8 protein-coding genes and 1 pseudogene are annotated in these 12055 nt (G+C 63.6%); 7 read left to right on the top strand and 2 right to left on the bottom strand.

All coding sequences use genetic code 11. The annotated features are described in order from the left end of the window. Positions 1-53 precede the first annotated feature (53 nt). The 3 genes from AAGW05_RS04425 (at position 54) to AAGW05_RS04415 (ending at position 2134) form a co-directional block, all read left to right on the top strand. Complete coding sequence (locus AAGW05_RS04425) at positions 54-386, top strand: MTH1187 family thiamine-binding protein (protein WP_411803266.1); 333 nt, start codon at positions 54-56, stop codon at positions 384-386. Between the two features lie 59 nt (positions 387-445). Further along, the gene (locus AAGW05_RS04420; RefSeq protein WP_411803265.1) at positions 446-1114 is read left to right on the top strand and encodes an O-methyltransferase; all 669 of its coding nucleotides are present in this window, start codon (positions 446-448) and stop codon (positions 1112-1114) included. Between the two features lie 162 nt (positions 1115-1276). Continuing rightward, a complete protein-coding gene (locus AAGW05_RS04415; protein WP_411803264.1) occupies positions 1277-2134 on the top strand; it encodes a spermidine synthase in 858 nt (285 codons plus the stop codon). Between the two features lie 37 nt (positions 2135-2171). Here AAGW05_RS04415 and putP read toward each other — a convergent pair whose 3' ends face one another. Next, positions 2172-3659 (bottom strand): sodium/proline symporter PutP, encoded by a 1488-nt coding sequence (putP, locus tag AAGW05_RS04410; protein WP_411803262.1) that lies wholly within the window; start codon positions 3657-3659, stop codon positions 2172-2174. 181 nt (positions 3660-3840) lie between these two features. Continuing rightward, positions 3841-5274: an amino acid permease gene (locus AAGW05_RS04405; RefSeq protein WP_411803482.1), complete on the bottom strand. Its 1434-nt coding sequence runs from the start codon at positions 5272-5274 to the stop codon at positions 3841-3843. Between the two features lie 191 nt (positions 5275-5465). Here AAGW05_RS04405 and AAGW05_RS04400 point away from each other — a divergent pair, with 191 nt between their 5' ends. The 4 genes and pseudogenes from AAGW05_RS04400 (at position 5466) to AAGW05_RS04385 (ending at position 12011) form a co-directional block, all read left to right on the top strand. Further along, positions 5466-6305, top strand: coding sequence for an IclR family transcriptional regulator (locus AAGW05_RS04400; RefSeq protein ID WP_411803261.1), 840 nt, complete (start codon positions 5466-5468; stop codon positions 6303-6305). Between the two features lie 217 nt (positions 6306-6522). Beyond that, a complete protein-coding gene (hutH, locus tag AAGW05_RS04395; protein ID WP_411803260.1) occupies positions 6523-8088 on the top strand; it encodes a histidine ammonia-lyase in 1566 nt (521 codons plus the stop codon). A 173-nt stretch (positions 8089-8261) separates the two neighbouring features. Next, positions 8262-9992 carry an ABC transporter ATP-binding protein gene (locus AAGW05_RS04390; RefSeq protein ID WP_411803259.1) on the top strand — a complete coding sequence of 577 codons (1731 nt, stop codon included), beginning with the start codon at positions 8262-8264 and terminating at the stop codon, positions 9990-9992. Next, positions 9992-12011: pseudogene (locus AAGW05_RS04385) on the top strand (ABC transporter ATP-binding protein). Before AAGW05_RS04390 ends, AAGW05_RS04385 begins: the two are co-directional and overlap by 1 nt. The last annotated feature ends 44 nt before the right edge of the window (positions 12012-12055 follow it).

Genomic DNA, 12055 nt, shown 5'->3' with positions numbered 1-12055 from the left:
TTGCCCATAATGGTAAGGGGAAGCAACACCTAACAGTTCAAGAGGAGAAACCCATGATCGTCGCATTTTCAGTGGCACCCAGCGGTACCCCAACCGACGCGCCGGCCGGTACGGGTGATGACGCCTCCGTCCACACCGCCGTGGCCGCGGCAGTGAAGGTGGTCCGCGAATCAGGCCTGCCCAACAACACAAGCTCAATGTTCACCGAAATTGAAGGTGAATGGGATGAGGTCATGGACGTGGTCAAGCGCGCAACCGAGGCAGTGGCCCGCTACGGCTCACGTGTGTCCCTGGTACTCAAGGCCGACATCCGGCCCGGTCACGCAGGGGAACTGGCCGGCAAGGTTGCCAGGCTCGAAGTTGCCATCGACGCCCAAGGCGAGTGACCGGCGTCGAGCGTTGAAAAGCCCTTCTGCGGCTGGCGAAAGCGACCTACGCTTGAAACATGGTTGAGCATCGGAGCATGGACGGGTGGGTGCAGGTTGAGGACTATTTGTCCGCAACGCTGGTGCATGGCGGTGCTGGCATGGACGCCGTGGTCGAGAGCATCGACGCCGCCGGCATGCCCAGGATTGAGGTCGCGCCAACTGCCGGCAAGCTGCTGATGCTGCTGGCCCGGATCCAGGGCGCGCGGCGGGTGCTTGAGATTGGCACGCTGGCCGGCTACAGCACCATATGGCTTGCCCGCGGACTGCCCGGCGACGGGCACGTCACCACCTGCGAATTCCTGCCCCTGCACGCGGACGTGGCGCGCAAGAACATCGACGCGGCAGGCTTCGGCGCCATGGTCGAGATCAGGGTCGGCGCCGCGCTTGAAACCCTTCCAGCCCTGGCCGGCGGGGAACCCTACGACCTTGTCTTCATCGACGCCGACAAGGGCAACAACCTCGAGTACCTGAAGTGGGCGATAAAGCTGACCCGGCCCGGCAGCGTGATTGTCCTGGACAACGTGATCTGGGAAGGTACCATCCTTGATCCGGGCGGGGATCCCGACGCCGGCGCCATCAGGGACGCGCTTGAATTCATGGGCGCCAGCGAATCCCTGGACGCGACCGCCATCCAAACGGCCGGTTCCAAGGGCTGGGACGGGTTCGCGATCGCCGTCGTACGGTAGTGCCCGACTGCGAAGACCGCCCCCTGCCTGCAGATTTCTTTGCCATAAGAAGGGAAGCCCTCGCATACGACCGCGGCGGTGGGCTGGTTGGGCCCTCGACTACGCTGGCAGGGTGACTATTTCTATGGAGCCCCCCGCCAGCCGACCCCTTGGTGGCCGCTGATGGGCCGCCAACGAGCTCCCAAGAATGCCGTGGTGGAACCGGAGCCGGCGGCCAAGGGTCCCCAGGCGGGATCGTTTGCGACCGACACGGGAACGGCGGAGCTGATTCCCGACGGCGACAACCCCAACGGCTGGCTGCTCATGCTCAACGGGGTGCAAAGCTCCCACGTTGACCTGTCGGACCCGTTGCGCCTGGACTTCGAGTACATGCGCTGGATCATGGCCCTGGTGCAGGACAGGTGGCCTGCCGGGGAGAAGCTGCGCACACTGAGCCTTGGCGGCGCCGCCTGCTCGATGCCGCGCTACCTTGTGGCGGCATACCCGAACTCCCGCAACGTGGTGGTGGAGATCGACGGAAAACTGGCCAGCTACGTCCGCGACTGGTTCGACCTGCCCCGTGCGCCCCTTTTGAAGATCCGCGTCGGCGAGGCCCGGGAAGTCACCGAATCCCTCACCGAGGCCAGCCGCGAGTTGATCATCCGCGACGTCTTTGCCGGGTCCAAGACCCCGCACGCATTGACAACGGCCGAGTTCACAGCGGCTGCCCGCAGGGTTCTTATGCCCGGTGGTGTATATGTTCTCAACTGTGGCGACTCCCCGGCACTGGCGGTTGCGCGGCGTGAGGCCGCCACCATTGCGGCCGCGTTCGAGCACACGGTGATCATTGCCGATCCGCCCATGCTCAAGGGCCGCCGCTCGGGCAACGTCATCATCGCCGGAAGCGACGCGCCACTTGGCGACGCTTCCGGTTTGGCGCGGGTGTTGCTGGGCGGGGCCATGCCGGCCCAACTGTGGGACGACGCCAAGGTCCGCCAGTTCGGGCGCAGCGCAGTGGTGCTCACCGACGAAGCAGAATAGCGCCTCGCTACTCGTTGAGGTTGGAGATCATGACGCCTCAACGGGCGGGGGCGGGCTCCAGCTGGGCCAGTGACTCGGTGAACTCCTCGTCAATGCCGGCGCGATGCTTGTAAGTCAGCAGGCTCAGGACCACGGCGACGACCAGGTTCAAGAAGAAGCCAGGAACGATCTCGTACATCGTGGCGGCCAGCGGGGATTTGCCCCACAGGACCACGGTCACGGCGCCTGCCAGCATGCCGGCCAGGGCGCCCGCCGTCGTCAGTTTGCGCCAGTACAGCGACAGGATGATGATCGGGCCGAACGCGGCACCGAAGCCTGCCCAGGCAAAGGCGACAAGTCCCAGGATCGAGTCGTTGCGCGCCGAGGCCAGCATGACGGCAACCACCGCCACAACGAGCACCCCAAGGCGGCCCAGCATCATCTGGGTTTTCGCCGGCGCGGCCGTCTTGGCCACAATCTTGTACAGATCCTCCACCAGTGCCGAGGAGCACACCAGTAGCTGAGAGGAGATGGTGCTCATGATGGCGGCCAAGACGGCGGCGAGCACAACGCCTGCAATGAAGGGGTGGAAGAAGATGTTTGCCAGCTCAAGGAAGACGGCCTCGGGATCTGACAGTGTCAATTCCGGGTGCTGCTGGAAGTAGGCGATGCCCACCATGGCCGTTGCCGTGGTGCCAAGGACCGTCATGAACATCCAGCCGATGCCGATCCGGCGTCCCGCCTTGGCGTCGGCGGGGGAGCGCAGGGCCATGAACCTGACAATGATGTGGGGCTGGCCAAAGTAGCCCAGTCCCCAGGCTGCGGCCGATATGGCGCCGAGCACCGTGCCCCCCGCCACGAGGCTGAACATGTCGGGGTTGACCTGGGTGATGGAGTCGATGGTTGCACCGACACCACCGGTGTGGAACAGGCCCACGACAGGGACCAGGATCAGCGCCGCAAACACGAGCAGGCCCTGGGCCACGTCCGTGTAGCTGGCACCGAGGAAGCCGCCAAAAAGTGTGTAGGCGATGGTCACCCCGCCCACCACAAGGATGCCCATCATGTAGCTGGAGTTGAAGGAGCTTTCAAAGAAAACGCCCCCGGCCACGAGCCCGGACGAAACGTAGAACGTGAAGAACACCAGGATGATGACGCCCGAGGTGATCCGCAGGATGTGCGACCTGTCCTTGAGCCGGTTCTCCAGGAAGCTCGGCACGGTGATGGAGTCATTGGAAACCTCGGTGTAGGACCGAAGGCGGGGTGCCACGAATTTCCAGTTGAGCCATGCGCCAACAGTCAGCCCGATCGCGATCCACGCCTGAAAGACGCCACCAAGGTACAGTGCCCCCGGCAGACCCATCAGCAGCCAGCCCGACATGTCCGAAGCCCCTGCGCTCAGGGCCGCAACGCCCGGTTTCAGATCGCGCCCGGCCAACATGTACTCGCCAAGGTCGGTGGTCTGCCGGTAGGCCCACCAGCCGATGCCGAGCATGCCCGCCATATACAGCGCCATGGCTGCCAGTTGAAAATATTGATCGTGCACAGTGAAGCCTTCCGGTCAGCCGATTACCGGCAGGTCACAGTCAAATATCCATGGCGTGCAGGCGCAGGACAAATCGGCGGGCCGGGCACTTGATTTTCCTGAACTACTGGGCGGTGCAGCCCGTGTTGGCGCCAGAAAAGCAGTCATTGCTTCGATTTCCGTGTCCCCCGGCGGTGCGGGGTCAGCAGGTGGCCAGTGCCGCCGTCGTCTGCGTCTTTACCGTGGTCTCATCAACAAGAACGGCCCGTTCGCGTCCGCTGCCGCGCACCCAGAACTTAAAGGCGACGGCCAGCAACAGCAGCCAGACACCTCCAACATAGAGGGCCACGCGGGTGTCGGGGTAGAAGCCAAGCAGCACGATCACGCCGACCATGAACAGGCCGGTCAGGATCGATGCGAGCGGCCAGAAGGGGACTGGGAAGTTTGACGGGGCAAGGTCCCTGCGGGCAATTTCACGTTTCATGGCAACGTGCGAGGCCAGGATCATGATCCATACCCAGACGGTGGCGAACGTGGCGATCGAGGCGATGACCAGGAAGACGTCTTCGGGAATTGTCGCGTTCAGGACCACTCCCACAAGCAAAACGCCGGTCATGAGGACAACCGTCATCCACGGCACGCCGGAACGGGAAATCCTGCTGAAGACCGACGGGGCGTGGCCCTGTTGGGCCAGGCCGAAAAGGACGCGTCCGGCGCCGAAAATGTCGCTGTTGATGGCCGAGAGCGCCGCCGTAATGACGGCGGCGTTGAGGATGTGGGCGGCCAGGGGGATGCCAAGGGAGTCGAAAATTTGCACGAACGGACTGGTTTCTCCGGTGATGTCGTTCCAGGGGATCAACGTCATGAGCACGCCGATTGTCAGCACATAGAACAGCAGGATGCGCACGGGAACCGTGTTGACGGCTGCCGGAATGGACTTGGCAGGGTCCGCGGCCTCGCCCGCCGTCACGCCGATTGTTTCGATGCCGCCGAAGGCAAACATCACCACGGCAAAGGCCGCCAGCAGGCCAACCCAGCCGTTGGGCAGGAATCCGCCGTGGTCGACGAGGTTGCCCAGGCCGACGGCCGTGGGGGCGCCTTCAATCTGGAACCCGAACACGATGATGGCAATGCCGCCGGCGATCATGGCCACGATGGCCGAGACCTTGATGAGGGAGAACCAGAATTCCAGCTCTCCAAAGACCTTCACGCTGAGCAGGTTGATGGCTGCAAGGAAGAAGATGATGGCCAGCACCCATATCCAGCGCGGGACATCGTGGAACCAGAAGCCCATGTAAATGCTGAAGGCCGTGACGTCGGCGATGGCAACGATGGCCATCTCAAAGACATAGGTCCAGCCGGTTATGAATCCGGCCAGGGGGCCAAGATAGCGGCTCGCGTATTGGCCGAACGATCCCGATACGGGGTGTCGGACAGCCAATTCACCCAGGGCGCGCATCACCATGAACACTGCCGCGCCGGCAATGATGTAGGCCAGCAGGACCGCAGGTCCGGCCTTTTGGATGGCACTTGAGGAGCCGTAGAACAAGCCGGTGCCGATGGCGGAGCCAAGCGCCATGAAGCGGATGTGGCGGGCGTTCAGGCCACGGGTCAGGACGGATCCCTTGGAGTTCATGCGTGAGCTTTCTAACACTGCGTGCCGGGTGGGCTGCGCCACAGTCGGCGCAAACAGGCTGGCGGACGCCACCTGACGGCCCTGGTTTGGCCGAAAAAGTGGGTTCATACCTCGATAATCTGGGATTTCAGACTGCAATATTCTATAGTGTGGCAACTGTGATAGCGACATCCGAACTAGTCTGGGGGGCCATGAATAATCCTGAACGGAATCCCTCCGGGGCAACGCCCGAACGGAAGCGGACGACGGGCCGCCCGCCGTCGAAAGTTCCGGCCGCGGAAAACACCCTGCGCATCCTGAAGCTGCTGTCCTCCAAGCGCGGACCGCTGGCGGCCTCAACGATTGCCACCACCCTGGAGCTGCCCCGCTCCAGCGTCTACCACCTGCTCGGTGTCATGGAGCAAAGCGGCTTTGTCATGCACCTGCACGAGGAGCAGCGCTATGGGCTCGGTGTTGCCGCGTTTGAACTCAGCAGCGCGTACTCCCGCCAGGAGCCGCTGTCCCGGCTGGGCCGGCCCCTGCTGGCAAACCTCGTGGACAAGCTGGGCGAAAGCGCGCACCTGGCAGTGCTCCACGGGCGCGACGTCCTCTACATCGTGGAGGAACGGGCCAAGAACCGGCCGTCCCTGGTGACCGACGTCGGGGTGCGGCTCCCGAGCCACCTGACAGCCAGCGGCCGCGCCATTCTGGCGGCCCTGCCCAAGTCCCAGGTGCGGGCCCTGTATCCGAACGCGGCTGCCTTCAGCTCCCTGACCGAGGTGCCCGAACCGATCAGCAAGTATTCAACGTTGTCAGCCCATCTGGACCAGGTGCGGATCCGCGGCTATTCCACCGAGCACGGCGAGGTCACCGACGGTTTTGGCTCCGTTGCGGCGGCTGTAACCGACCATCTTGGCTGGCCCGTGGCGGCAGTGGCTGTCACGTTCCTGGAGGAGAAGACGCCGGAGGAGAAGTGGCCGGCGCTGGCGGCGAGGGTCATCAAGGTCGCAGGGGAGCTGTCCAACCGGATTTACGGCCGCCTCGAGGGATAGACTCGCGGTCCGCGAGGGCACGGACGGGCGCCATGACGTCGAAACGGACATCCGCTGCCGATATATCAACAGCGGATGTCCGTTTCGACGTCATGGGCCGTCGCCGGCGCCGGCGCGTGCGTCTGGTATTCCGGACAGTGAGCGCGCAATGGTGCTGATTTCCTTGCCGTAAAGCGGAATAGTGGGGACCAAGACCGCCACAACAAAAGGATCCGCCATGACTGCCGCCACCGAAACCATCACGCTGAATTCCTCCGGCGTCACGCCCGAGGACGTCATCGCCGTCGCCCGCCACGACGCCAAGGTGAGCATCAGTGCGGAGGCGCTGGCCGGCGTCGAACGCGTCCGGGCGCACATTGACGAGCTGGCCCACTCCGAAACCCCCGCCTACGGCATCTCCACGGGCTTCGGCGCGCTGGCCAACCGCCACATCCCCATGGAGATGCGCACACAGCTGCAAAAATCGCTGATTCGCAGCCACTCCGCAGGCATGGGGCCGGCCGTGGAACGCGAGGTGGTGCGCGCGCTGATGTTCCTGCGCGCCAAAACCCTGGCCAGCGGGCGAACGGGCGTGCGCCCCGTCGTCGTCCAGACAATGGTCGAGGTCCTGAACGCCGGAATCACGCCCGTGGTGCGCGAATTCGGCTCGCTCGGCTGCTCCGGTGACCTTGCCCCGCTCTCGCATTGCGCCCTTGTCCTCATGGGCGAGGGGGAGGCGGCCGGGCCCGACGGCGTCATCCGCCCCGTTCCCGAACTGCTCGCCGAGGCTGGCATCACCCCGGTTGAGCTGGCCGAGAAGGAGGGGCTGGCCCTCGTCAACGGCACCGACGGCATGCTTGGCATGCTGCTGATGGCCATCGCGGACCTCCGCCTGCTCCTCACGACGGCGGACATCACCGCCGCGCTCAGCGTCGAGGGCCTGCTGGGCACAGACCAGGTGTTCCTGCCCGAGCTGCACATGGAGCTGCGTCCGCACCCGGGCCAGGCCCTGAGTGCGGACAACATGCTGCGCGTGCTCGCCAATTCGCCCATCGTCGCCTCGCACCGCGTGGGGGATTCCCGCGTGCAGGACGCGTACTCGCTGCGCTGCGCCCCGCAGGTGGCAGGTGCCGCCCGCGACACCGTTGACCACGCGCTCATGGTCGCCACCCGCGAGCTCGCCGCCTCGATCGACAACCCCGTGGTCCTCCCTGATGGACGGGTGTCCTCCAATGGCAACTTCCACGGCGCTCCCGTGGCCTACGTGCTGGACTTCCTTGCCATTGTGGCCGCCGACGTCGCCTCGATTGCCGAGCGCCGCACCGACAGGATGCTTGACCCCGCCCGCTCGCACGGTCTGCCCGCGTTTTTGGCCGGGGACCCCGGTGTCGATTCGGGCCTCATGATCGCCCAGTACACGCAGGCCGGGCTCGTATCGGACTCCAAGCGCCTGGCCGTCCCCGCCTCCGTTGACTCCATCCCGAGCTCCGCCATGCAGGAGGACCACGTATCGATGGGCTGGCACGCCGCCCGCAAACTTCGCCGTTCAGTGGAAAACCTGCGCCGCGTCCTCGCCATCGAACTCGTCACGGCCACCCGCGCCATCGACATGCGTTCGTCCATGTCCGACGGCGTACTTGTCCCCGGTCCTGCTGGCGCGGCTGTGCTTGAGGTACTCCGTGCGACGGTGCCCGGTCCCGGTGCAGACCGTTTCCTGTCCCCGGAATTGGAAGAGGCCGACCGCCTGGTCGGCTCCGGTGCCATCCGCGCGGCAGCGGAAAAGGCCACCGGACCCCTGAACTAGGATCCGCGCGATTCGAACGTACAGTTGTTGCTGATGTTGGGCAGAAACATTGCCCTCAACTGTACGTTCGAATTGCGTGCACAGGGCATTAAACGTTGCCACGTGCGGGCCGATGGGTGTTTAATGTTCGATACGCCTTTAGCTGTCAAACGTACATTCGGTTCGGACGTCCCGTGAAACTCCTCGGCCTGACACTGCGCCATGCAAAACCCTACTGGCCATGGATCACCGCTGTGCTGATCCTGCAATTGATCTCCACAATTGCCGCACTCTATCTCCCCACCCTTAATGCGCAAATCATTGACAAGGGCATTTCCGTCGGTGACACCGACTTCATCTGGTCCACCGGCATGACCATGATCGTTGTCTGCTTCGTGCAGGTGGCGGCAGCCATCGGCGGCATCTACTTCGGTGCCCGCACGGCCATGGCCATAGGCCGGGACCTCCGCCGCGAGGTCTACTACCGCGTCAATGCCTTGGGCGCCCTTGATGTGAGCCGTTTCGGCACGGCCACCCTGATCACGCGCAACACCAACGACGTCCAGCAGGTCCAGATGCTGGTGCTGATGGCCCTGAACTTCATGGTTTCAACTCCCATCATGTGCATTGGCGGGATCTTCATGGCCGTACGCGAAGACGTGGGCCTGTCCTGGCTGGTGTGGGTATCTGTGCCGTTGCTGTTCGCGGTTGTCGGCTTCCTCGTGGTGAAGCTGCTTCCGCTGTTCCGGGAAATGCAGGAGCGGATCGACACCGTCAACGCCGTGGTGCGCGAACAAATCGTCGGCATCCGCGTCATCCGGGCGTTTGTGCGTGAGAAGTTTGAGGCAGAACGCTACAGGGACGCGAACCTGAACCTGACCCGCGTATCGGTCCGCGTAGGCAACTTGTTTGTGCTGATGTTCCCGCTGATCATGATGATCCTGCACCTGGCCACCGCCGCCGTGCTGTGGTTCGGCGGCCACCGCATCTCATCGGGCCAGATGCAGATCGGTTCACTGACAGCCTTCTTGCAATACCTGCTGCAAATCCTTGTCGCCGTCATGATGGGCGTCTTCATGGTCATGATGATTCCGCGCGCCGCCATATCGGCCGAGCGCCTCGACGACGTGCTCTCCGCCGTGCCGAGTCTCGCCGTTCCGCAAGGCACGGCGCCGCCGGTGGGCCACGCCGTCGAATTTTCAGCGGTGTCCTTTGGGTATCCGGGGGCCGAGCGTCCCGTGCTGAACAATGTCACTTTCACTGCCCGCGAGGGACAGACGACGGCGATTGTTGGCTCGACGGGCTCGGGCAAGTCAACGCTGCTGAACCTGATTCCGCTGCTCTTTGACCCGCAGGGCGGAACCGTGCGTATTGGCGGGGTTGACGTCAGCGAGCTCAGCCGCCGGCAGATGGCCGATTTGGTGGGGTTGGTGCCGCAAAAGCCGTACCTGTTCTCCGGAACCGTGGCATCGAACCTAAAGTTTGGCCGCCCCGACGCAGACGACGACGAGCTGTGGGAGGCGCTGCGCGTGGCCCAAGCCAAGGATTTTGTGGAGGGCAAACCCAAGCAGCTTGGCGCCCCGATTGCCCAGGGCGGAACAAACGTGTCGGGCGGCCAGCGGCAACGGCTGTGCATCGCACGTGCGCTGGCAGCCCAGCCGCGGATCTTCCTGTTCGACGATTCCTTTTCCGCGCTGGATGTCACCACCGATCAGCGGCTGTGTGCATCCCTGAGCGAGGCAACCACGGGTGCAACAGTGATCATCGTGGCCCAAAGGATCTCGACCATCAGGGAGGCGGACCACATCATTGTGCTGGACAACGGGGAAATCGTGGGCGCCGGAACACATGAACAACTGCTCGATGACAACGACACGTACCGCGAAATTGTCGCATCGCAGCTGAGCATTGAAGGGGCTTCCTGATGGCACGCAAGAGCAAAAAAGAAGCCCCTGAAACGCCCGTGGATCAGGGCGAGGAACTCGTTGACGAATACGAGCCGTCCAAAGCTGACGGGGACATGTTTGGCGGGACTCCGGCAAAGAAGGCCGAGCATTTCTGGCCGTCGGTCAAGCGGCTCACGGGCTTGTTGCGCCCGGAACGGGCCATGTTCTCGGTGGTCATCGGGCTGGTTTCGGCCTCTGTTGTGCTCACCGGTCATCGCACCGAAGATCCTCGGCCAGGCCATGGACGTCATCTTTAACGGGGTGATCGGATCGGCGCTTCCCGCAGGGGTCCCGCTTCAAACACTCGTTGCGGCGAACCGGGCTTCCGGAAACAACCAGTTCGCCGACATGCTCGAGAAGGCAAACATCGTGCCCGGCGCCGGCGTCGACTTCGTTGAACTGAGCCGGCTGATCCTCTTCGTGCTGGCCCTGTACATGGTGGCCTCAACGCTCATGTGGCTGCAGGGATACCTGTTGAATGCGCTTGTCATGCGGGTGGTCTTCAAGCTTCGCGAGGACATTGAACGCAAGCTCAACAGGCTGCCTCTGGGCTATTTCGACACCCGCCAGCGCGGTGACCTGATGTCGCGGGTGACCAACGACGTCGACAACATCCAGGCCGCGCTCCAGCAGGCCTTCTCGCAGCTTGTCCAGTCGGCACTGACAGTCATTGGCATTGGCGTGATGATGTTCATCGTGTCCTGGCAGCTTGCCCTGATTGCCTTGGTAGCGCTCCCGCTGTCGGCCATCATTGCAGGGGTCATCGGATCACGGTCGCAATAGCTGTTTGCCGCCCAGTGGAAGCACACCGGCTCCCTGAACGGGCACATCGAGGAGACGTTCTCAGGGCTTGAACTTGTCCGCGCCTACGGCCGCGACGAGGAGATGCTCGCCGAATTCGACGAGCGCAACGAGCACCTCTACAAGGCCTCCTTCGGGGCACAATTTGTCTCCGGCATGATCATGCCTGCCATGCAGTTTGTCTCCTACCTCTCCTACGTCCTTGTCGCCGTCGTCGGTGGCGTGCGCGTGGCCACGGGCCAGATGACCCTGGGTGATGCGACGGCGTTCATCCAGTATTCGCGCGAGTTCTCCCAGCCCATTGGCGAGATGGCAGGCATTGCCAACATGATCCAGTCGGGTGTGGCCTCGGCCGAGCGGACCTTTGACATTCTCGATGCCGAGGAGCAGGAAGCCGAGCAGGACTTCGCGGACATGCCGGAGCAAACCGACGGCCAGGTGGAGTTTGAAAACGTGTCCTTTAGCTACTCGCCCGACACCGCGCTCATCCGCGATGTCTCCTTCACGGTGCAGCCGGGCCAGACGGTGGCCATCGTGGGGCCGACAGGCGCAGGCAAGACAACGCTGGTCAACCTCGTCATGCGCTTCTACGAGCTCACCGGCGGGCGGATCATGCTCGACGGCGTTGACATCCGCAAGCTTTCCCGCGAACAGGTGCGCGCCCAAGTGGGCATGGTGCTGCAGGACGCCTGGCTGTTTGAGGGCACCATCCGAGAGAACATCCGGTACGGACGCCTCGATGCCACGGATGAGGAGGTTGTCTCGGCCGCCGAGGCAACCATGGTTGATCGTTTTGTCAGGCAGCTACCCGACGGTTATGACACGGTGATCGACGCCGACGGCGGAACGGTCTCCACCGGTGAACGGCAGCTTCTCACGATTGCCAGGGCCTTCATCGCGCAGCCGTCGCTGCTGATCCTGGACGAGGCCACCTCCTCCGTGGACACCCGGACCGAGCTGCTCGTCCAACACGCGATGGCAGCGCTGCGCACCGACCGGACCTCATTTGTGATTGCGCACCGGCTCTCCACGATCCGCGACGCCCACACCATCCTGGTCAAGGAGGACGGGGACATTGTGGAGCATGGCAGCCACGCGGAACTGCTCAAACGCCGCGGTGCGTACTACGAGCTGTACATGATGCAGTTCCAGGGCGGCCACGACCTGGAGGGCGAGGTCACCGCCGACGTCCACTGACAGGCAGAAATCGGCGAAAACGCGAATTTTCGGCGTTTTCCGCG

It is taken from the genome of Arthrobacter sp. LAPM80, from assembly GCF_046736435.1.
Classification (GTDB): Bacteria; Actinomycetota; Actinomycetes; order Actinomycetales; family Micrococcaceae; genus Specibacter.
Note: the sequence above shows the minus strand (reverse complement) of the source record. Positions and strands in the feature narration are given on the sequence as shown.